Raw genomic sequence first — 19,925 nt, forward strand, 5'->3', positions numbered from 1 at the left:
CAAATGCAAAAAACCGGCTCGGTTTTCTGTCATTTTTCATTTTTTGACTGATTCCGGTCAAAAGCCCCCGGAAGTATGCAATCTAAATGATGGGGATTTTGTTCAGATCCTCGGGTTAAAGCTTAAAATGAAGGGGGTTGGATCGGTATCGGCTAAAGTCGGATCAATGGTTGGAGGGAAGATCGGTGAGGACTGTCAGGGCTAAATTGATATCCACAAGGCTATACTTGAGCTCCTTGGCCTTATCCTGGCATTCTATGCAGATTTCTTCAAATTTTCGCATATCACCGTCGGTGGCGGCATATATCTGCTCAATGGCTTCCGAAGAAAAATTTTTATACTCGGCAATAAAGTCTTCAACGATGATAGGATAAATCGTCAGTACCTTTAAACGGCTGAGAATATCCGGATGTTCACTGGCCAGATACGTTCTGACCTTGGGCAAGCCTGCAAAAACCATCGGGATGTATGCATCAATAATTCTTTTAAAATACGGCCAGACCCGGCGATCCAGATCATTGGCCTCATCGATTACAATAAAAAAACCGGTCAGGCTGCAGATTTTTTTCAGATTCCGGGACGTGTGCCAATGGGTTGCCACACCTTCATAATTTAGCTCCTGAAGGATTGATGCCAGGATTTCATGTTTGTTGTCCAGTGATTCGAGCCAAACCGGTTTTAATTTTTTCGGCTGGATCAATTGTAAAAAGCGGGTCTTGCCGGCGCCGTAGGCGCCCTCAATCAACACGCTTTTGCCCCGGTACATGCGGGTATAGACGCTGCTCAGATACGATACCCGACGCTTGTCATTGATGAAGTGTTCTTTGCGCTTTTTTTTCATGGCCCACTCGCCTTGCCCGGTGCAAGCTGATTTCGCCGATACCGATAATAATCGATGGCAAATGCGTTGAAGCGCACAAAACCGGCTCTGTCTGGCTCGTCTAGCTTGGCCACAAGCCGATCATAGCGTTTCGTGTTGTTTTCAAAGACGGCCTTTGCGATATCAAACGTCAGTCCGTTTCGGTAGCAGGCAATCAGGCTTTTCATATCAACGCTCATTTGCCTGGCTTCAAGATATGCAGCAATCTGTTCAACCTCATTTTGTTTCAGCCTTTTTTCTGACTTTTCCACCACGGATTTGGGTTTTTCCGACCGCTGCTGGCACAATGCCTCGCCCAAAAAAACGCCGTCTTTTTGGGGCTCAAAAATATAGAGTTTGTTGTTGCAGCAAGACACCTGAACGGGCGTGCTTTTGTGCGAACTGAATTTCTCAGCCCCCACAACCACGGTATATTTCTGTTTGTCGTAGGTGATGGTTTTTTGCGTGGAGACAACGGCTTTTCGCTTATCAAATCCATAGCGGATAAAGCCCTGCACGTGATCCGGATCAAATGCCAGGGTATCCTGATCCGACAAATATGCCGCAAGCTTTTCCCTGGGTACCCATTTTACCGATTTACCGGCCTCGGTAAATCGGTGAAGGCTTTCATTGTGCTGCCGGCGATACAATTCAAGCATCCGGCTGTGTCTTAACTGATCGAGGCTGATGTCCAGAAAGGTAACGACAATGGGCTCTTTTTTATTGCCTTTAAAGGCCCATCCCGGTTCGGTTTTTAAGATTTTGTCGGCAAACTTTTTAATGATACGGATCTACAAAATGATGCAGACTGCGATGGCTCGACTCCAGATGCACCTTGTGCTTCGGTGACCTTGGGCCGGTAAAGTCCGGCTCCATATAAAATCCATCGGGCAGCGAGTATTTGATGTTCAGTTCGTGGATAGGCCGCTTCAGGTTCAAAAACCCTTTGGCGCGATCCGGACGCAGCCGGATGCGTTTTTTGGGAAACGGCCCGTACAGTAAAAACCGGGTAAACAGATCCAGCGCATTGAGGCTGGTTTCCGAAAAATACAGTTCCAATACGAACATATACCGCGATCCGGTATCATAAAATTCGATCACCTGCGGTTTACGCCACTTTCCGTTTTCATCTTTGATTTTGATGTACTGAAAGCTGCAGCCGTCAACCTGCACCAAATCAAAAATGTCCTCGGGGTTGAAAAACCCCTTGGCCGGCAGTTCATCAAAATCGGGCTTTTTCAAATACAGATGCAGGTTTTCCTGGCGAACCAGACGGTAAAGGGCGTGTATGGAGATCTTTTTCTCAAATTCTTCTTCCAGAAATTGATGAAAGATCGTGATCTTTCGCGCCTTTCGGGTAACGTAGATAAAATTGTCGTCATCGGCATCACAGGCGGCTTTGACCATTTGAATAAAGCGGTTTTTTACGTCACAAGACAGCGCACGCGGCCGTCCGCTGCATTTTCGGCCCTCCATGATGCCGCGGCCGGCAAGCAGCAGTGGCTTGGGGATGATACCTGTTTTTTTATACTGGTCCACATAATACTTTTTGGCGCGGCGCTTGGCCGAACCGGTCTTGTTCATAATCTTTTTATGCAGCAAGATCATGAATTGATCATCTAAAGAAAGCGTTGAGATGTCCTGCTCTATCGCCACAATATTTTCTCTTTCATCACATTGTTCCAATACAAAGCGGTTTTTTGTGACGTTTTTCTCCAGCCGTCATTTTGCGCAATGCGGATCTGACAGAGCATCGCACGCACGGCTTTTTGGTAATCGGTGCTGATGACCTCGCGAAAGGCCGTCTTTGGTTTTTTGCTCACCCAAGTGAGCCGATACGAACTTTTTGATATTCACCGCGGTGAGCGTTTGGCCGGTTTCTAAAAAATCGCGCCACACCCTTCTTTGGCTAAAGGCATCTATCCGGGTGAGGGGCCGGGCCTGTGATTCGTTTTTGGGCAACACCTCCCCAATTGGCGACAGGTTATCGATCACCGCAGCGGCCTCAATGAGCCGGTAGGCAGTAGAGCGGCCCATATCCCATCGACGCCTGAGATAACTTTCAAAGCTGTTAAAGGTCAGCTTGTGATAATGCCGGCCATCGCGGATCTCTCTGAGCGCTTTTCCAACGGCATAAAAAATCCTGTCGATATTGTTTAATCACCGATTCCAGCTGCGAAAGGCGCCTTTTGGACAGAGCCATTTTCTGTACCCGATTCCTATCCATTTGTGCGGGTATCGGTCAGATGAGGTTTCAAATACTCAACCGTTTCCACGAAGCTTTGGGCGGTGACCGCCATGACCAAATCAATGGGATTAAAATTAATTTTGCACTCGAAGCATCTAGCCAGGTTGGTTTTTGGGTTGGTCGCCGTGTGAAATCCGTGGCAAACCGGACAGCGAAACCGGAGGTAGTTTGTACCGGTTCGCGTTTCTAGTGCCAAGGTGTGGATCATCTGGTCAATATCGATCTCATTGCGCAGCCTTTTTTAAAAAACCATCCGTGTATGAACCCATAATCGCAGCCTCCTTTTGTGCTCGCCCGTTCAAGTTGGGGCGTTATGAAGGCACCGTATATCAAGTTCACACAGATGTTATTGCAAAGTCGGTGAAATCCGATTTGTTCAAAAACGCCACCGTCTTGAAAAACCACCAGCAGACAAAAAGGCAATGCTTCCTTTTGGGGGTTTTGTACTTTCTTTCAGGGATTTGTATCAGATCCAGATTTTCAAAAGACTGTGCAACGCTGCTTTTTGGAAGTGATTTTTTTATCCCATCGCAGGTAAGATCGGCTAATGTGCTGATCCAGCGATGGACGCTCGATGGTGCCAGGGCCTGGCCGCTGACCGGCCGTTCGGGGACACCATCATCGGTCATTACCGCATCTTCGTAGGTCTTGTGATCATCTTGCACATAGGCGCGGCTGAAGCTTTCAATGCTCTGGCGGGTGTAATGCTTGTTAGCAATGGCAAAATCCGGATAGCACGTGATGGTCTTTCCGCAATCCGGGCACCTGAAGCGCACCAATGTGCAAAGCACGGCTTCGACAAGCAACTCAACGATAATCAAAAACCGGCGTTCGCGGTATGCATGCAATTTGAAAAATCTGGACTCAACCTGACAGCGCGGGCATGGCGGAAGGCTGTGCGGTGTGATTTTATCCTTTTCTACTTTTTCCTGATATGCTCTAATATCATTGTATGTCGCTGTCGGCGGCATCGCTTATCCCTCCTGTTTATTAGTGTTTTGTGGTGATTCACTTCATAATACAGGGGGGATATTTTTTCAAAAGTGCGGGGTATGTCCATTTCATTCCCGGGCGGGATATCCGGATCGCACAGCAGCGGGGTAGCTTTGCCAGCGGGGTATAAATTTGTTACTGTATTTTGTAAAACCTTCCGTTACACTATTCGCCAGCGCTTAGTTCAAGCAGGTGATCCAGCTGGCCGGTCTGGATCTCAACGCCAGCCGCAGCGGAAAGAAGAGCCAGGAGAAGGTTCCGGTAATTTCCAAACGAGGTGATGCTGAACTTCGCTACGGCCTGTATCAGGCCGCCCTGATCGCCTCTTATCACAACGATGCCTTCCGCCGTATATACAACCGCATGCTGGAAGGTCGCCAGGGAGAGCGGGTAATCAAGACCAAGGCCCGCGTCAAGATCGCAGCCAAGATGCTGGAGATTGCCTGGACCATGCTGAAAAATAACGAATCGTTCAATCCAAACTATCTGCTGGCAGAGCCCGTTCATCCCCGTTGAAGCATCGATTTCGGGAGGGACAATCCTGGGCCTGCCAGCTCCGTATTAGAAGTAATACATCTCAAAAAAATGAGGATTAGATTGAGTAGCTCAGTATAAGCACCGCTTTAACATTTTCGGCGAGAGAGCCCGATTAAGGACGTTGAGGTGAAATAACCTCGGGAGGGACAATCAGAGGGCCTCTCTTTCGAACTTGAGAATCTGGATAAGGAATGATTGGCGGTTCCGCTGGTTCGGATCATGCCGGATAAACGTAACGATCAGATCATAAGTTCGCCGAAGGAAGAGAATACCTCGCCACCAATTTTGTCAGAATCAATAGGAGATGTGCGTATTTTGAACCAGTCCGTTTATAACCAACTGTTTTTAAGGTATTATTTTTTTATTGACATAAGGAATATAGAATGTCCCCAATTCATTTGCAGGGGTTGAAAACCCTTTTTCTTCTTGTAGGTGGGTTTCACGCCATGCCGGCATTTTGCATCGTCATTGTCCAGGACCATTGTATCGATGCCCAGTTCGATTACATCGGGATCCGTAATGCGCAAGCGCCAGATAAAAAGGGTCTGCAAAAGGCGCCGAAACAAAAACACGCGCGTCCAGGCAAATGCTTTGAAAAAACGTTTAACCTGATAAGAGGAAGCCATGTTCTCTTTTGGCGTCTCTATACTACCGGCATAGCCTTCATCGCGAGAAATCTGGTCGAAGTAGGTCAGGCGTCGGCTGCTGCCATCGACAAAAAAGCACAGCACTTGTTTGAAAAGTTCAGTAATTGTGAGACCTTTTCGGCTTTTTCGGATGGAGCCGAACCACCGATCCAGCCAGCTGAAAATTTGGATGCTGTGCATATATGTCACGAACAGGCCCAGCCCCGCCCTTCCTGTCAATCGGTCGGAGGTGGCTTCAATACGTCGGATTTTGGTTTCATTTTGTCGGTAGTTTTTGCTATGCTTGTTCATAGAGTCCTTTACCTGTTGGGTGTGTTAAATCTTGTTGTAAACTTGGTGGTTTTTAACAATTATTATAACACTTTATCCAACAATTGAGGACTCTTTTCTTTTAAAAATCGCCTACTTTAGGTATCAGTCTTATATCGGGGTAGGGAATAGCCTCACTGCTCCCCTCCTTCCATCACCACCCGTCATACGGATCGGATACTGTTTTCTTGCTAACCCGAGCCGTGATAGATACGATCCGGTAAAATTCCATAAATTTTGAATATGAACGGTGGTGGGAAAATGATTTTTTTCTTTAATCGCTGTTTTTTCGTTTATTTTAGGACGCGATTATGTAACGCGCCACATGGTTTGAACCCAGTTAACGGATGGTTTGAAACCGCGTAAATGGCACTTAAATTGTGTCCCCCAAGATGATCTGCTGAAATCTGATTCAGAATCGATCGAATCGTTGTTACTAAATCCTGGGGAGCTCGAAATCCAAGAAAATTAAATCTGTCGAACTGGGGTCCTGTTGTAGAAAGTGGTTAAGCGCGATCGTTTTCGGGTATCATTGGTTTTTCATATGCTTCAATCTGCCATTTATCGTCATAACGCATTTGATCGGAAATTTTTGGGATTACAGTGTCAGCAATCTTCGAAACTTGAACGAGACACCTATGCAGGTGAGCTCGAAGCATCTCCAGCGCAGCAAAGTACTGTTCGCGAATTAGAGGTGGACGTCTAAAATCACGCGGTAAATCAATTGGCGTGGAGTTTAGCGTCGCTGACTGATTCAATCTTTGTTCAAAGGTCATAAATTGGCGAATTGCCTCCACCTGCAACTCAATAAGCAAATATAATGGACTATCTGGAATGACCGAAAGCTCAACCTGTTTATCAACCAGGATTCGACGGATTTCCTGCAACGAGGAAAGTGCATGGTTAATACAATTGTCACAGCACTCAAAAGCATTTAACACGCGTCTATCTGCCAGTCGGATAACGATTTCTCTTGCAACTCGCCTTTCGAGATCCTCTGGATTCACGGAAAATGAAAAAAATGGGAGATTTATTGAAACCGAACCTATGCGTGTATTTAGTTTTCGACGCGCATCTTTTAGTTGTGTTTTTAAATCAAATTTGAAAGGCGGTTTTGATTCTCGCATATTTTTTTCTTAACACTTATTAGCCTTCACCGGTGCAATGAAGCGCAGTGAAATTGACATCCGATTTTAATGCATGGTTAGTGCTCACTCGAGTCCATAATACTTTGCAATGGCTTTCGTTAATAGCGTTCCAGCAGAGCTATTGGCTATTTTCCAAGCTGAAGTTCCAGCTTTCTTTAACATTGTTGATATCCACCCCGAGACACTTTTCCCAATTCTTGCCTGATTTTCAGAAACTTTATCCTTGGAAATTGCCTTTTCTAATAAATTTATGTCATCTTCCGAAACGTCGTTATCTTTCAAAAATGCTTTAAGGCTTGAAAAATCACCTTTTCCAATTGCTATTTGAACACTCTGAGAAAAATTGGAACTCCCTGTAGCGATATTGTGTACATTGCCAAGGATATATGTATTGAATACTTTGGTTACCTTATTTTCGGGGATAGGTTTGGTATTCGGCGGCGCTTCCCCAGCATTTGGAGCTTCCTTTTCTATTTCAAGTGAAAAACTTAGAATACGATTTCTTACTGAGTCTAAAATCGCTACGACATCTCCTTTTGAAACCCTGAGCCAAGCACCATATAGACTATATCCATGATAAATTTTATCAGCAACTGATGCTACTAAATCCCCAGGCCAGTCACAATGAATCTCATCACCCTCTCCTTGAGCTAATTGCTCTAATGAACTAATGGGTTGTACTAATAATACTCTTCTTGCCCAATCTCTTGCCTTTTCCGGAAGGCAAGAAACAGGTATTGTAATGTTTCTCATTTCCGCGCCAAAAGGGCCTCCCAAATTACCAATAGCGGAACATTCGATCATTCTATATTTTGGCAAAGTATCATGTGAAGGATAGCCGTTTAATTCGTTTTCTACCCACTGATCTAATTCGGCATGATGGAGTCGCGCTGCTAAAATTTTACATTTACGCAACAAATCAGAAAGGCTATTCTTAGAGTCAATTGCCGAATTTTGTATATCTCTCAAAAGCGTCATTTTATTATCCAATAAAAACTTGCATTAATCAGTTTTTTTGAAGATCTATACATCATCACCTTTTGAACCACAGATGTATCAAGATTACCTTGCATCGCAAACCCTGTCAAATTTTGTGATAAACTGGTCTATGTAACCTCGTTTAAAAATGACTTCGAGTAAACATTACAGGATATTCTGATAAAACTTAGCCCATTATATTGTTTGATTACATCCCAATATCTGCAAGTGGGCTGTTCTCTGCGCCTCCTTCATCTGCCGGTCACCAGTTTAGTTGGTATAACTCGCCAGATGGTTTGAAAAAAATGTAAAACATATTTAAACGGTAGGTGAAAACATAAAATGTTAATGCAATACCCGCCAGGTTATCATTGCGACATTTTAGAAAATAACCTCCTTTAAAAGTTTGTGATTATCAACTCCCTTCCTTTAGTCTGTTTTCCCCTGGCCACGGTGTAATTCAAGGAGACCGGTTTGATTTCGAATGATCCGAAAACATCCCGAATATCCGGATGATCGTTAATGCTCAAAATAAACTGGCTTTTAATCCCTATAAGGATGGAGGCCATGCTCTGAAAATCGGCCAACTCCATGTTATGCTGATAGAAAGGACACTTGTAATATGGCGGGTCACAATAAAACAGCGTGCCAGACTTATCGTACCGTCTTAAAAAATCCTCCCAACTCAGATGTTCGATACTGACGCCGATAAGACGCAGGTGAACCGCAGAAAGTTCCTCTTCCATGCGTAACAGATTGATCCGTGGCTTATGCAACGGACCGGCACCGAATGTTCGCCCCCGTACCCGCCCCCCAAAACAGAGCCGCTGCAGGTAATAGTAGCGGGCGGCCCGCTGGATATCGGTGAGCCCGCCGGCTTCCTGCTGGCGCTTCCAGTCCTCAAACCACTCCCGTGATGATAGCAACCATTTGAACTGTTTTAAAAATTCCTCAAGGTGATTCTGCAGAACCCGATAAAAAGTAACGAGATCGCTGTCGAGATCGTTGATGACTTCGTATTTCGAGATAGGCTTTTTGAAGAACACCCAGGCCGCCCCGGCGAACACTTCGCAGTAGGCTTTATGCTCGGGCATCATGTCGATAATGGTGTTGGCAAGTTTAGACTTTCCGCCAATGTAGGCTAATGGGCTGTTCACGGCGTCTCCTTTTCGCATTGGCCCCATACCTGGGCCGTCTGTTTTCAGATGTCTGGTTGTCCGCTATCAGCCATTCGCCCCGGGGATGTTGGAGCATCCACCGGGGCGGCCCTTTTTTATATCAATTCCGTTGTTTGGATGTAATCAGCATGGTTAACCCCGGTTGATGCCGTACCCGACCAATGACAAGTAGAAATAGAGATTGGGGAATTCTGTATCCCCGGCCAATTCACCATAATTTAGGAGGAATCGTCTCGAATTCACCGGTATTTTCCGTGTCAGTTGGAAATGTTGTTCACAATCGCCGTTACCATTAGTATATCCTGCGATATCAAACAGCCCTGCGACCTGAGTGGCCTGGGATGGCGTCCCTCCATATTCAACGATAAAGCCATACGATCTGAAATAGGCGTACGCGGTTTGCGAATATGCTCCGACGTGTCCAGTCACAAAAACTTCAATCCAATCTATGTCCTCTGGGACACTGTTAAGCGCGGTCCAAATATTGTCCGCGCCCGACCCGGTCGGACCAATCGAAACAAACAGTTGGCCCGTTGTCGGCACAACCGATAGATGGTTAGGTACCTGCAAATAGCTATCAGCTATATTCGGGTGGCCGTTCGAATTATTGACGAATACGGATTTCGTCAACTGCCGCACTGCCTGCAATATCTGCGTGTCGTCGGCATCATCCAGCGTCAACCCGGCGCTTTCAACAAGATTCACGCCCTCACGCTGGATCGTGTTGAACCATTTGGCCCACAGTTCCGTGGCCAGAATCCCGGATGCCTCGTCTCCATCGGTAAACTCGTTGTCTTCAGTGGCGTTGGGCGAATCGATCTTGTGCATCAGGTTCCTCCATAGGCGAATAAAACGGTTAAATGGGCCGGGTTGACGGACAGGATGGCGCACTCCAGGATCTCATTGCCCCAGGTGCGGATCTTGTCGCCCGCACGTGCCTGGCCGGCCCTGGCCCAGCGCACGGAGGTTTCCGGGGCGTTGACGCGCCAGACCGTCGGATCCCCGTCAACGTTCTCGTCGATGGTGATCGTATACCCGAGCGATTCGGCCAGGCGGATGAAGAATCCCGGCGACTGGCCGCCCACTGACCGCACCCGCGCCAGTAACGCGGCCCGGCGATCGCCCAGGGTGTCGAGCGGGCCGGTGCAGGGATCGGGCAGCCCCCACACGGTTTCCCATTCGGTGAGCAGTTCCACGGTCTTTGATGGGTCCATTTCGTCCAGCAGGTCCTCGATGCGCTCGTGGATCCGGGCCGGCTCGGCGGATAGCCCCGTCATAAAAAGGTGCATGTCGGATCCCGTGTCACGGGTCCAGGCCCATCCGGGCGGCAAGAGGGCCTTCAGTTGAGAGGCATATCTATCGATCAGGGCCATGTGATCGTCCCCATTACCGGTATGGCAACGCTGGAACAGACAACATCGTTCGCCGGCACCGAAACAATGTGGCTGGTTTCGCCATTGGCCAGACTGATCGCCTCATGGATGCGCGACAGGCAAATGGTCCCCCCGGGGTCGCCGTCATTGCGCAACAAGGCGGTCAGTTCGGCTTCGATAGCGGCCCTTACCGCTGCCGTGTTGGGCGTGGGCGTGATCGTAAAATCAATCGCCTCCTCATCCGGGGCGTCAACCACCATGGTCACGTTGACGGCCCGGCCCACCAGTTGGCCGGTGTTGGCGTCCGTGTGCTCCTCGATGTAGTCGCCGACCTCGGTGATCTTGTTCGCATCAGGAATAATCGGATTGCTATCATCGCAGACGAACAGCAGGGTCACCGATCCATCGGCCGGCGTGTTCTCATACACCCAGGCCCGGGTCACGCCGGCGCATTCCAGCGCCCACTGCTTGTACACGGCGGCATTGGCGCCGGTAAAATACGTCGCCGTGCGCTGCATAACTCTCTGACGGTAGGCATCGACGGTTTCAACGTCCCGCCCGCCCGAGATCCCGCCGCTGTCGATGGTGGCCGAGGCGTTGACGCCATCGATGGGTGACACCAGATCCAATGTCTCACCCGCATCGGTGTTTGTGCCATCCCCGATCTCCTCGGCGCGCAGAGAAACCGTCGCCGAGCCACCGGAGATTTCCGTCTCGGCCAGGGTGGTGAAGGTAACGCCGTCCGACCGCTGCCAGAGCGTATCGCTGGGGATCACGGATCCGTTGGTGCCCGTGGCCGTAACCGTTCCTGTGGCATAGGCACCCTCGGTGCGCGTCACACCGAAGATGGCGCCGTAGCGCAGCAGGATGTCTTCGTCCTGGGTGTCGGGCAGGATCTGGAGCGATGCCCAGTTGACATACCCGTACAGGCCGTGGGCCAGCCCGGCCAGCACGCGGCCGAATACCCGCGCCACCATGCGCCGCAGCAGGTTGTTGGTCGTTGTGAAACGGCTGGTGATGTCCGTTACCGTGCGCGATATCAACGTCTTCAAGTCAGGCCGGTCAAACGCCACAGCTAAATCCTCCCCAGGTGGTTGTCCATAATCACGGATCCCGATTGATCGGTGAGCGCCGAGCCCGATTCATCGTCAATGGACAGATCGGACGGGTAAAAGCGGACCACCGTACCGGTGCCGGACACGGCGGCCGTGTAATCGTATTCCTGGCCACTCCGGTCCCGAAGCCGCAGGCTCAACAACAGCACGCCGGTGTATGGATAAGATGCGGTCACCGCCAGATAGGTGATCTCGCCGTCATCCAGCATCCACTGCAAGCCCTCGCGGGCATAAGTCTCCGCCAAACGAAGGTTGGCCTTGGTCTGCTTGGCGCGAGACAGCAGCCACAGGCGTGAACCGATCAGGTCGCCCTCCACGTCCGGATAAACATCCCCCCACCATCCGCGCCGGTCGTTGGTGCCATCCGGCAGTACGTCGGCGTCATTGGCACGCCGGTCGGAAAACAGGCTGATGATCACGGCCGTGCGCAGGCCCTCGTCGGTGACCGTGCCGGCGAAGTCCAGGTCGAAAATTCCATCCTTATATATGAGAGCCAGGTCCGGCATGCTTTGTCCTTACATGGTCTGGTTCGGTGTGCTTGTGACGCTTTCGGTTTCGTTGTGGTCATGGCCGTTGTAGATCGCCCGGTCGGCGGCCATGCTGCGTGTGGCATCGGAGATATTGCCGGGCGTGGTGATGTCGCCACTGCCGCTGGCGCCGGTCATGGTCAAGCCGCCGCCAAAAGACCCGTTTCCGGTAACGGACAGGTTGCCGCCAACGGACATATTCTGGGTGCACTGCACCAGCGGCGTGTCCAGCGTGACCTGGGTGGAGGCGGTAACGGTAACCTCCGGGCAAGTAATGACCGCATCCGCGCCCACATCGGCCACCAGATGGTCGGTGCCATAGACATGGATCGTGTTGTCGCGCATCAAATGGACAACCTGTCCCTGGTCGTCGTAAATGGCTACCTCCCCCTGGGATAGGCCCACCAGCCGATATCGGCGGTCATCCACACGGACCGTGGCCCCATGATCCGTGTTCCCACCAAGAGCCAGCACCAGAGCCTCGGCACCAGGGTGCGGATGACTCGTCATCCCATAATCCTGCCAGCGCTCCACCTTGTCGCGGACCTCACCTGCAAAGATCGCCAGCTGCAGTTCCTGCATTCTCGGATCGTCATACACCAGCCGCACCACAGCTCGCCGGGCCATCAGGCGCACGCGCCGGGCGATCGGGGCCAGCAGGCGATTGATTGCACGGGCTACCATGGTGACCCTCCGTCGCCCTCCGGCACCGGCAGCAGTTCGAAAGCCTCCGGCCGGCACAGCTCGATGTCCGCATGGGTGCCGCTGCTGTCCAGCCGGTAGGCGACCGCCACGATCAGCATGTCCCGGTCCAGGTACAGGTAAGGGCACTCCACGCGCACCAGAGTGTTGGGCAGCCACAGGCCATCGGCATGATGCCAGCCCTGCACGGTGATCAGCGGACGGGCGCTGCGTCCCATGCGCACCGCCGCCTCCCATAGCGCACGATCCTTCAAACCTGCTTTATCCGAGATATCCTCAGCCACGATGATCAGCGGGCGGTACCGGCTGACGTTGTTATCGCTGGCTTCGCCTTTAGGCCCGGCGTTCTGGTCCGCCGTGCTGGTGTCGAACCCGATATTCTGCCCTTTGCACACATACTGGCTGTAACGGTCGCGCATGCTGAAGGTGGCGCGAGCAGCCTTGATGTTCTGCCCCTGAACCAGAGAAGTGGCCACGCGGTCGGTACCGGCGCGGGTGATGATCAGCCCGCCTTGGGCATTGGACACCACCAGCACGCCGCGCATGCGAGCGGCCCGCTCGATGGCCTCCCAGGCCGTCTCGCCTTCCTGGATGGCGGCGGTTTTGAACTTGGTGCCCACGCTGGTTTCGGTGCGCACGGATATGCCAAATGGACGGGCGATGTCCGTGGCCACTTGCAGCAGGGTGCGGCCGCGCCACTGCCCGCTGGCCGCGATCGCACTGCAGTCGACCAGGTCGCCGGTCTTGTCCCGGCCGACAATGGTCACCCCGTGGCGGGCGTTATCGAAAAACGGCAAAACTTCGTCGACATATCCGGTAATGACCGTCACGCCGTCCACGGAAAGCGTGCACGCACTGCCGTGCATGATCGGCCAGGCATCATCCTGCCCAACCCACCGGTCGGTGACGGTGACTTCGAAGGTCCCGGCCACCTGCTCGATGCCTCGGCGGATTTTTATTTCCTCCCACCCGGCGTAATCCTGGCCGTCAACGCTCAGCACTACATCAGTCATCGATCAACACCTCCAGGGACTCCCCGCCGGGGACAAATCCCGGATGGGCGATGTTGTTGCGGGTGACGATGGCGTCGGCCTCGGTGGCGTCACCATAGATGGTCTGGGCAATCACCAGGGCCGGCAGTGTAGCGGCCGGGGTGTAGGTGTCGACCCTGGCCAGATCCGCGCCGCGTGCGGTAAAATCGGTGACCATTGCCGCACGCAGGTCGCAAATGGCGACAAAGCAGGCATCGTCACCGGCCAGTTCCGCCTCTGCATCAAGCCGGTCCGCCAGTGTGTCCCGGTCGGTCTCCGCATCATCGACGCTCTCGTATTCGATGCCGGCCGTGGTGCGGACCGCCTCGACCACGGCCGCACGCCGGACCAGGGCGTTGATGGCGATCTCGTTGCGCGCCTGCCGCGTCAACCCCACGGATTCCACACCGGCTATGCTGACCGTTTCCGTCACGGCCCTCTCGTCGCTGAACAGGTCGGCCAGCTGGCCGTAGGCGTCCAGGGCACGCTCGATGCGGTCCGGCAGGCCGGCGATGTCCGCCACGATACCGTAAATGTCCGCCGCCAGATCCGCCGGTGCGCGAATCAGCGACTCCGCCGATTGAGCAAGCGATTGAAGATCGTCCACAAAATCCGTAACCATCTCCGGCACGCTGGGAATCAATCGCCGAACGGCATCGATTTTATCGGCGACTCTTGAAACCAGTGATTGGGCGTTGTCCATGACGTACCCTGGAGAGGACGCATCGAAATTTTGAGAGAACTCACGTTTGGTGTAATACGCGGTCACTTGGGCGTCATCATCCACAGCCTGGGTGGTGTCGGCCGTGGCTTTCGGAAAAACCTTGTCTCCGGATTCGGCAAAGGTCACGGAAAACCGCGCCATGCCGCCCTCGCGGGTGCTTTCTCGCGGGCCGCGCACCTCGGTGGCCGTAACGGTCAACTCTCCCAGGTAGGGGTGGATCAGCTTGCCAGGTCCGGGCTCCTCGAACGCGGCGATCAGCGCATCCCTGGCGGACATATAGTCGGCGCCGATGACATAGATGGTCATCGAGAAACGCCGGGCCTTGCGGCCCAGGTCCTCGGCATAGGGCTTATCGCGCAGGGGAAACTCGTGCAGGGCCGTGCGCCGTCCGATCTCGCCGTCGGTCGATTCGGTGACGAACGGCACCTCGCGAAACGATCCGGCAAGCAGAGAATCTTTCCAGCTCATCAGTGGGCCACCATCATCCTTCCGCTGTCAAAGTCCATGTCGAGGTTTTCTCCTTGAAGTTTATCGACGGTGACGAACCCGCGCGGGTCAATGCTGATTTTGAGCTCACCGCGCATCTGTGCGTCCTTGAGTCTGGTCTTGGCCTGACGGTACTCGTACATGTGCGTCGATCCCAATTTTGCCCATTTGTTCATCGTGTTGGCCAGGGTTTCCAGGTCATAGTCGGACAGGCGCTTGTCGACCTGGGATCTGGCGAAATCCTTGGCCATGTCAAACGCCACCACGGTGGCGCCGATTTGCGTCATGGCGCCTAAAACTTTTGCACCCGTCCCCAGGCCGCCTGGTCTTGATGTCTTCGAGGGGGATGCTTTCCCGGGCTTGCTGCCAGGTGCGTCCGGGTTCCATATGGATGCCGGGCCATTGACCACATATACCGGCACGGCGTCACCGAACCGTCCTGCCCCCAGCTCACCGGCGCTCGACATGGCGCCCTTCTTGCCTCGGGAGAGAAGTTTTTTGCCCAGCTTGAAAACACCCAGTTTTTGCGCTGCCACCAGCCCCCCACCGATCATGCCGATATTCTTGCCCAGCTCCAGCCAGCGCTCCACCGTGCCAGGCTTCAGGCCGTCCAGGTACTCGGTCAGCTTTTTGATCGGTTCGGTTAGCTGGTCGTCAGAGAATTTATGCCAGACCGTATAAAGGCCACGAAGCGCGGCATTGAACGTTTTGGCAGCCCGGATCGAATCCCTGGTGATCGTGGTGCCGTCGGCCTGCACGCCATAGAACCGGTCCAAACTCTCCACGCCGCCGATGCGCAGGAACTCCGATATAGCCGCGTTGAAGGCCCGCACCGCCTCGCTGTCGCCGAGCACCTGCTGGATGATCGACCGGTCGCCCTTTGTGCGCTCGACCAGCTCTTTCATCAGCTCGTTGATCGGCCGGAGCACCTTGCGCCCTTCCTTCAGCGCCTCCGGATCGAACACCTTGATGCCGCCGCTCTGGAACAGTTCGATCTTCTTTTTATCGCCCAGCACCCGCATCAAAGCCTCGAATGATGTCGCGGCCTGCTCGGACGACCCGGTGCCCTGGCGGATTACCTGCAGTACGGCGCCCATTTCGCGGATCGCCGTCACGCCGCCGCGTCCCATGGCCGTGTAGGCGGTCACCACACGCGGACCCAGCGCGGCCAGGTTCTGAAGGGTGAATGCGCCCTGTTTGCCCTGCACGGTGAGAATATCCAGGGCTTCGAAGGCCTCCCTGGCGCCCATCTCCATTTTCTGAAATTCGGCCAGAATACCGCCAATGGAGAGACCTTCCGCGCCTGTTGCCGATATGGCCAGGCCGATGTTGCGGATGTTCTCCTCGGCGAATTTCAGGTCGCCGGTTTTCTCGATGATCTCCTCGACTGCGGACAGGATCTGGCCCGGATCGACACGGATGTCCGGGGCCTTGGCTACCTCGAAAATCCGATTTTTCAGGCCGTCGATTTTTTCCTCGCCCACATCGGCCTGGATCCCCAGCCGGGTCAGCCGTTCTTCCAGATTCCCCACCTGGCGGATGGCGCCGATACCAGCTGCCCCGGTGATCAATGCGGTGTAGCGATTCCCCAGGCGGGCCAGCCCACGGCCGGCCACGGCCACGCCCCGGCCCAGCAGACGCATGCTGGCCGATCCCCGGCGCCCCAAGCGGTCCAAGCCGTTGGTGAACTGCCGGGCGCGGGACTGCAGGTTGCCCGAAAGATTGAGGAGAATGGATGTTCTTAAATCGCCCATTTAATCGCGCTTTAAAAAGAATTGAAGGGTAGTTAAAAAACGCCTCAATGACAGACCAATAAGCTCCGACCGGGTGAACCCGGTGCGGGCGGCCAGAATCAGCAGGCCGGGTGCCACCGTGTTATCCACCGCCTGCCTAATCTCGCCCCCGGTCGGTGATCTCCGCCATGGTCACCGCGTCCATGGCCTGCGCCGTTTCCTGGAGCAGGGACAGGTCCGTGGCACTGAGCTTTTTCAGCTCGGCCATGGAAAGCGGTCCCTTGTAGTCGCCCACGCTAACGATCTGGCGGCGCAGGGTGTTGAGGCCCACCTGTGTCGGGCTAGCTATCAGCTGGTACCCGTCAGGCGTCTTGACGATCTTCTCGCTCTCGTCGGTGGCATCGATCAGGTCGGCGGCCGTGGCTTCCCGTATCGTGGCCGTTGTGTGCGTTTTCTCGCCAATGGTCAGGCCCCTGGTCAGATCAACATTCATCGTAGCCATCAGAGCATCTCCTCAGCGGGCGGGCCTTCGAACTCAAGCGGTATGCGACCACCTTCGCTGGCGGTCATTTTCGGGGTATTGGTCAACCATGCGCCCTGGACAACGTACTGCTGGCCGGTGTCGCACTCGAACGATAGCGTGACATCATCCCAATCGCGCATCTTTGCCAGGCTTGTTTCTTTTCCGACAGGGATCTCGCATTCCGCCCGGCTTTGCTTGGGCGTCTCATAATTGCCTTCCACCTTGTTGGCGCCCACAACGGTGGTCCGTTCACTCCCGCCGATGTCCAGGCTTGCCCCGGGCAGGGACTGCAGCTGGGCCCCGTCCACCTTAATGACAAACTTGCCTAATAACTTGGCCATTTCGACCTCCTATATGCGTCGCATGGGGCGACTTGCCCCTACAGAATAAACTGCACCTTGGCCGCGAAAATTCTCAGCTGGTTGACGATGTCGGGCGGGATCATCAGGTCGGCGCGGTTGCGGTCGCTATCGTTGCGCTCGACAATCAGATCCTGCTTGTACTGATCGAGATTTTCCACCAGGCCGTCTCTTTCCCATTCCAGGGCCAGGGCGATAAGCTCGGCACGCAGCGTGGACGGGGTGACGATGGCCTGGCCCGGTCCGAAGTTGGTGCCATCGTCGGCCAGCTTATGACGCGGGTATTTATTGGTAATGCGCGCACGCACGCTGTACCGCAGATAGCTGAGCGTGGCCTGGGTGGTGATGTCCAGATAGCTGGGATCGTCCACACCAAAGGCGTTGGTCTGGTACATGCTCACCTCACGCTCGATGCGCACCTGACCGCCGCTGTCCACCATGGTGGTGGCGATACCGTCGTAGAGCAGCAGATTGCGTTCTTCCATGGTCCAGCGGTCGGCCTCCATTGGCGGCAGGATGCCGTTCATCACCAGGGTCTGCAGCGGCCGGGCCGGGTCCGTGGAAAGCGCGGCCGCCGCCTGGCCGGCATAGGCCGAGGCCCACAGATAAGCCGGCATGGGGCTGTCGCCGGTGCCCATGCAGGTCACGTGCGGCGAGTTGCGGCCATTGCCGTAGGTCCCCGTGACGCTGTGCGTGCCGCGATAGGCGCAATATGCAATGCCGTCTATCTGGCGCGTGCCGCCGAACCGGTCGGACAGCTCGGTTTCCAAGAGGGTCATGTTGGCCGCGTCCGTGTATGGCATGACAATGGCCTGGTACCACTCATCCCCCATGGCCGCGATGGCGTTGGTGATGTCCGGGTTGCCGGCGCCCGATGCCATCTGCACCACGGCTGCCGTCAGGCCGCTGGGCAGGGTCTCGCCCTGGTAGTAATTGATGCGGATGTCGATGTCGTTGCACCATTCGCCCATGTTGCGGGATGTAAGTGTAACCACGCCCTCGGCCGCCGCAGCCGTTACCGGCAGGCTGGTATCGGCGTTGATCGCAGCTGCCAGGGCCGTGGCAATCACCGCCGGCGTGTCTCCGGCAGCAATGGATATGCGCACCCGCGTACCGGCGATGTAGCAGTAGATGATCCCGCTGGTGGTGGGCAACCCGCTGAAGGTGATGGTCCCCGTGGCGGCCACGCCGGCATCATCGTCCTCAAGCGGGATGGCCCAGCTTTCGGTGTACCGGTTATTGCCCTTGAGCACGGCGAACATGCCCGCCAGCTGGGATCCCCGGCCGAACAGGGCTTCGGCCTGGTCATAACTGGTGATGCGCACCGGCGTTTCCACGGCTGCCGATCCGCCGGACAGCATCTGCCCCAGTACCAGGATTTTGTAGGGTATGTCGGGCGTGCCCAGCAGCGCCCGCGTGTTGTCGAACTCAATGTATGCCAGAGGCACGCGCAGCGTGGACGGTATGGTGTTGAAGGATACGCTCATTTACTGGTCTCCTTTTTCTTGGCGGTTTTCAGGTTCACCCGCTCCAGCGAGCCCTCACGGATCCGGCGCAGATAGTACTGTCTGGCCGGAACATCGATGGCGGTCTCGGGCAGGAATTCTCCTGGCTTTTCGATCCGTCTGATCCGCATGCCCTTGGCCGGTTTGACGCGAATGGTGTTCATGTAATCCTCCGTGCGTTACGATGGTTTCGATAAAGCAGCCGGCATCATCCGCAGTGCCGGAGATGCTTATTCCGGCGTCCCCTGAATCCGCAGAATCGTCGGGGACGTTACCGAAAAAGGGTATGAGATTTCTCCATTGTCAAAGGTGATGCCGGCTTCGCCGGATCTGGACGACTCCGTCCCGTTGACCGAAATCACGGCCGCAATGCAGAACCAGTACGTGCCGTCGTCGAGGCCTGGGATCTCCGCCAGGCGTTCATCCGCCGCAGGCGTTGCAACCGGATCATCGGGATACTCACCGCCATCGGTTCGCATATAAATTGAAAACCCGCTGATGTTGCTCTCCTCGTCAAAGGAAAAATCCCACTCCAACTGCACCCTGTTGGCCGCCATGGCCGGCACGGCGCTCAACAACAGAACCGCCAATAAAAAGATGAAATTCCCTTTCATGAATTTCCTCCGATATGCGTGATTTTTGGGATCGACACCGACGTGTTGGTGTAGCTCACTTCGTTCGAATCCACGCTTTCCAGGTTTCCATCGTAGGCACGCACAACGTAATAATGCGTTTGTCCGAACAGGGGACCGCCCAGCACAACATTGTTTTCGGCGCCCTGCCAGGCCGGCTGGGTGTAGTCGTAGGCATCGCCTTCAAGCCGGATGAAAACCCGGTATCCCTCCGGCGCCGGATTGTTGGGATCCCAACAAAGCATTACAGATGCGCCGTGTGCCATGATCGATAACAGGGCCAGCAAGGCCGTGATAAAAAGCGTTTTAATCTTCATC

The 19,925-nt window shown here is 54.0% G+C and carries 25 protein-coding genes; 2 read left to right on the forward strand and 23 right to left on the reverse strand.

Annotated features, from left to right (window positions below; all coding sequences use genetic code 11):
• Positions 1–163: 163 nt before the first annotated feature.
• The 6 genes from Dvar_RS34435 to Dvar_RS34460 form a co-directional block, all read right to left on the reverse strand.
• Positions 164–841 (reverse strand): ATP-binding protein, encoded by a 678-nt coding sequence (locus Dvar_RS34435; protein WP_419656561.1) that lies wholly within the window; start codon positions 839–841, stop codon positions 164–166.
• Positions 838–1,518 (reverse strand): hypothetical protein, encoded by a 681-nt coding sequence (locus tag Dvar_RS34440; RefSeq protein ID WP_419657651.1) that lies wholly within the window; start codon positions 1,516–1,518, stop codon positions 838–840. Before Dvar_RS34440 ends, Dvar_RS34435 begins: the two co-directional genes overlap by 4 nt.
• Before the next feature lie 118 nt (positions 1,519–1,636).
• The gene (locus tag Dvar_RS34445; protein WP_419657652.1) at positions 1,637–2,515 is read right to left on the reverse strand and encodes a hypothetical protein; all 879 of its coding nucleotides are present in this window, start codon (positions 2,513–2,515) and stop codon (positions 1,637–1,639) included.
• Positions 2,516–2,581: 66 nt separating this feature from the next.
• Positions 2,582–2,854: a hypothetical protein gene (locus tag Dvar_RS34450; RefSeq protein WP_419657654.1), complete on the reverse strand. Its 273-nt coding sequence runs from the start codon at positions 2,852–2,854 to the stop codon at positions 2,582–2,584.
• Positions 2,855–3,078: 224 nt separating this feature from the next.
• Positions 3,079–3,342, reverse strand: a complete 264-nt coding sequence (locus tag Dvar_RS34455; protein ID WP_419664205.1) for a CHC2 zinc finger domain-containing protein — start codon at positions 3,340–3,342, stop codon at positions 3,079–3,081.
• Positions 3,343–3,442: 100 nt separating this feature from the next.
• A complete protein-coding gene (locus Dvar_RS34460; RefSeq protein WP_419656557.1) occupies positions 3,443–4,078 on the reverse strand; it encodes a hypothetical protein in 636 nt (211 codons plus the stop codon).
• 214 nt (positions 4,079–4,292) lie between these two features.
• On the opposite strand from Dvar_RS34460, the gene Dvar_RS34465 reads away from it, so the two are divergent.
• Positions 4,293–4,616 (forward strand): transposase, encoded by a 324-nt coding sequence (locus tag Dvar_RS34465; protein WP_419657655.1) that lies wholly within the window; start codon positions 4,293–4,295, stop codon positions 4,614–4,616.
• A 404-nt stretch (positions 4,617–5,020) separates the two neighbouring features.
• Positions 5,021–5,662 carry a hypothetical protein gene (locus tag Dvar_RS34470; RefSeq protein ID WP_419657657.1) on the forward strand — a complete coding sequence of 214 codons (642 nt, stop codon included), beginning with the start codon at positions 5,021–5,023 and terminating at the stop codon, positions 5,660–5,662.
• A gap of 437 nt (positions 5,663–6,099) precedes the next feature.
• Here the strand turns inward: Dvar_RS34470 and Dvar_RS34475 are convergent, their stop codons facing one another.
• The 17 genes from Dvar_RS34475 to Dvar_RS34555 form a co-directional block, all read right to left on the reverse strand.
• Positions 6,100–6,720 (reverse strand): hypothetical protein, encoded by a 621-nt coding sequence (locus Dvar_RS34475; RefSeq protein WP_419657659.1) that lies wholly within the window; start codon positions 6,718–6,720, stop codon positions 6,100–6,102.
• Between the two features lie 84 nt (positions 6,721–6,804).
• Positions 6,805–7,719 (reverse strand): hypothetical protein, encoded by a 915-nt coding sequence (locus Dvar_RS34480; RefSeq protein ID WP_419657661.1) that lies wholly within the window; start codon positions 7,717–7,719, stop codon positions 6,805–6,807.
• Between the two features lie 398 nt (positions 7,720–8,117).
• Positions 8,118–8,876: a DNA adenine methylase gene (locus tag Dvar_RS34485; protein WP_419657663.1), complete on the reverse strand. Its 759-nt coding sequence runs from the start codon at positions 8,874–8,876 to the stop codon at positions 8,118–8,120.
• Between the two features lie 153 nt (positions 8,877–9,029).
• Positions 9,030–9,725 carry a hypothetical protein gene (locus Dvar_RS34490; protein WP_419657664.1) on the reverse strand — a complete coding sequence of 232 codons (696 nt, stop codon included), beginning with the start codon at positions 9,723–9,725 and terminating at the stop codon, positions 9,030–9,032.
• Positions 9,725–10,270 carry a YmfQ family protein gene (locus Dvar_RS34495; protein ID WP_419657666.1) on the reverse strand — a complete coding sequence of 182 codons (546 nt, stop codon included), beginning with the start codon at positions 10,268–10,270 and terminating at the stop codon, positions 9,725–9,727. The genes Dvar_RS34490 and Dvar_RS34495 overlap by 1 nt, the downstream gene beginning before the upstream one ends.
• Positions 10,261–11,343: a baseplate J/gp47 family protein gene (locus Dvar_RS34500; RefSeq protein ID WP_419657667.1), complete on the reverse strand. Its 1,083-nt coding sequence runs from the start codon at positions 11,341–11,343 to the stop codon at positions 10,261–10,263. The genes Dvar_RS34495 and Dvar_RS34500 overlap by 10 nt, the downstream gene beginning before the upstream one ends.
• 2 nt (positions 11,344–11,345) lie before the next feature.
• The gene (locus Dvar_RS34505; RefSeq protein ID WP_419657669.1) at positions 11,346–11,891 is read right to left on the reverse strand and encodes a phage GP46 family protein; all 546 of its coding nucleotides are present in this window, start codon (positions 11,889–11,891) and stop codon (positions 11,346–11,348) included.
• Between the two features lie 9 nt (positions 11,892–11,900).
• Positions 11,901–12,596: a phage baseplate assembly protein V gene (locus Dvar_RS34510; RefSeq protein ID WP_419657670.1), complete on the reverse strand. Its 696-nt coding sequence runs from the start codon at positions 12,594–12,596 to the stop codon at positions 11,901–11,903.
• Positions 12,590–13,627 carry a phage baseplate assembly protein gene (locus tag Dvar_RS34515; RefSeq protein ID WP_419657671.1) on the reverse strand — a complete coding sequence of 346 codons (1,038 nt, stop codon included), beginning with the start codon at positions 13,625–13,627 and terminating at the stop codon, positions 12,590–12,592. Before Dvar_RS34515 ends, Dvar_RS34510 begins: the two co-directional genes overlap by 7 nt.
• Positions 13,620–14,837, reverse strand: a complete 1,218-nt coding sequence (locus tag Dvar_RS34520) for a DNA circularization protein (protein WP_419657672.1) — start codon at positions 14,835–14,837, stop codon at positions 13,620–13,622. Before Dvar_RS34520 ends, Dvar_RS34515 begins: the two co-directional genes overlap by 8 nt.
• Entirely contained in the window at positions 14,837–16,609 is a 1,773-nt protein-coding gene (locus Dvar_RS34525; RefSeq protein ID WP_419657673.1) for a phage tail tape measure protein, read from the reverse strand. The genes Dvar_RS34520 and Dvar_RS34525 overlap by 1 nt, the downstream gene beginning before the upstream one ends.
• Positions 16,610–16,745: 136 nt before the next feature.
• A complete protein-coding gene (locus tag Dvar_RS34530; protein WP_419657675.1) occupies positions 16,746–17,090 on the reverse strand; it encodes a phage tail assembly protein in 345 nt (114 codons plus the stop codon).
• Positions 17,090–17,452, reverse strand: a complete 363-nt coding sequence (locus Dvar_RS34535) for a phage tail tube protein (RefSeq protein WP_419657677.1) — start codon at positions 17,450–17,452, stop codon at positions 17,090–17,092. Before Dvar_RS34535 ends, Dvar_RS34530 begins: the two co-directional genes overlap by 1 nt.
• A 38-nt stretch (positions 17,453–17,490) precedes the next feature.
• A complete protein-coding gene (locus tag Dvar_RS34540) occupies positions 17,491–18,957 on the reverse strand; it encodes a phage tail sheath subtilisin-like domain-containing protein (RefSeq protein ID WP_419657679.1) in 1,467 nt (488 codons plus the stop codon).
• Positions 18,954–19,139 (reverse strand): DUF2635 domain-containing protein, encoded by a 186-nt coding sequence (locus tag Dvar_RS34545; protein ID WP_419657681.1) that lies wholly within the window; start codon positions 19,137–19,139, stop codon positions 18,954–18,956. The genes Dvar_RS34540 and Dvar_RS34545 overlap by 4 nt, the downstream gene beginning before the upstream one ends.
• A gap of 66 nt (positions 19,140–19,205) precedes the next feature.
• The gene (locus Dvar_RS34550; protein ID WP_419657682.1) at positions 19,206–19,589 is read right to left on the reverse strand and encodes a hypothetical protein; all 384 of its coding nucleotides are present in this window, start codon (positions 19,587–19,589) and stop codon (positions 19,206–19,208) included.
• Positions 19,586–19,924, reverse strand: coding sequence for a hypothetical protein (locus tag Dvar_RS34555; protein ID WP_419657684.1), 339 nt, complete (start codon positions 19,922–19,924; stop codon positions 19,586–19,588). The genes Dvar_RS34550 and Dvar_RS34555 overlap by 4 nt, the downstream gene beginning before the upstream one ends.
• Between the last annotated feature and the right edge of the window lies 1 nt (position 19,925).

Source organism: Desulfosarcina variabilis str. Montpellier, assembly GCF_048565275.1.
GTDB classification, from domain to species: domain Bacteria; phylum Desulfobacterota; class Desulfobacteria; order Desulfobacterales; family Desulfosarcinaceae; genus Desulfosarcina; species Desulfosarcina variabilis.

Coding starts and splice junctions, on each gene's coding strand:
- Dvar_RS34535 (WP_419657677.1), bottom strand. CDS start 17,452: ATGGCCAAGTTATTAGGCAAGTTTGTCATTAAGGTGGACGGGGCCCAG.
- Dvar_RS34515 (WP_419657671.1), bottom strand. CDS start 13,627: ATGACTGATGTAGTGCTGAGCGTTGACGGCCAGGATTACGCCGGGTGG.
- Dvar_RS34555 (WP_419657684.1), bottom strand. CDS start 19,924: ATGAAGATTAAAACGCTTTTTATCACGGCCTTGCTGGCCCTGTTATCG.
- Dvar_RS34550 (WP_419657682.1), bottom strand. CDS start 19,589: ATGAAAGGGAATTTCATCTTTTTATTGGCGGTTCTGTTGTTGAGCGCC.
- Dvar_RS34490 (WP_419657664.1), bottom strand. CDS start 9,725: ATGCACAAGATCGATTCGCCCAACGCCACTGAAGACAACGAGTTTACC.
- Dvar_RS34475 (WP_419657659.1), bottom strand. CDS start 6,720: ATGCGAGAATCAAAACCGCCTTTCAAATTTGATTTAAAAACACAACTA.
- Dvar_RS34460 (WP_419656557.1), bottom strand. CDS start 4,078: ATGCCGCCGACAGCGACATACAATGATATTAGAGCATATCAGGAAAAA.
- Dvar_RS34480 (WP_419657661.1), bottom strand. CDS start 7,719: ATGACGCTTTTGAGAGATATACAAAATTCGGCAATTGACTCTAAGAAT.
- Dvar_RS34510 (WP_419657670.1), bottom strand. CDS start 12,596: ATGGTAGCCCGTGCAATCAATCGCCTGCTGGCCCCGATCGCCCGGCGC.
- Dvar_RS34440 (WP_419657651.1), bottom strand. CDS start 1,518: ATGCTTGAATTGTATCGCCGGCAGCACAATGAAAGCCTTCACCGATTT.
- Dvar_RS34540 (WP_419657679.1), bottom strand. CDS start 18,957: ATGAGCGTATCCTTCAACACCATACCGTCCACGCTGCGCGTGCCTCTG.
- Dvar_RS34495 (WP_419657666.1), bottom strand. CDS start 10,270: ATGGCCCTGATCGATAGATATGCCTCTCAACTGAAGGCCCTCTTGCCG.
- Dvar_RS34545 (WP_419657681.1), bottom strand. CDS start 19,139: ATGAACACCATTCGCGTCAAACCGGCCAAGGGCATGCGGATCAGACGG.
- Dvar_RS34525 (WP_419657673.1), bottom strand. CDS start 16,609: ATGGGCGATTTAAGAACATCCATTCTCCTCAATCTTTCGGGCAACCTG.
- Dvar_RS34505 (WP_419657669.1), bottom strand. CDS start 11,891: ATGCCGGACCTGGCTCTCATATATAAGGATGGAATTTTCGACCTGGAC.
- Dvar_RS34530 (WP_419657675.1), bottom strand. CDS start 17,090: ATGGCTACGATGAATGTTGATCTGACCAGGGGCCTGACCATTGGCGAG.
- Dvar_RS34470 (WP_419657657.1), top strand. CDS start 5,021: ATGTCCCCAATTCATTTGCAGGGGTTGAAAACCCTTTTTCTTCTTGTA.
- Dvar_RS34520 (WP_419657672.1), bottom strand. CDS start 14,837: ATGAGCTGGAAAGATTCTCTGCTTGCCGGATCGTTTCGCGAGGTGCCG.
- Dvar_RS34435 (WP_419656561.1), bottom strand. CDS start 841: ATGAAAAAAAAGCGCAAAGAACACTTCATCAATGACAAGCGTCGGGTA.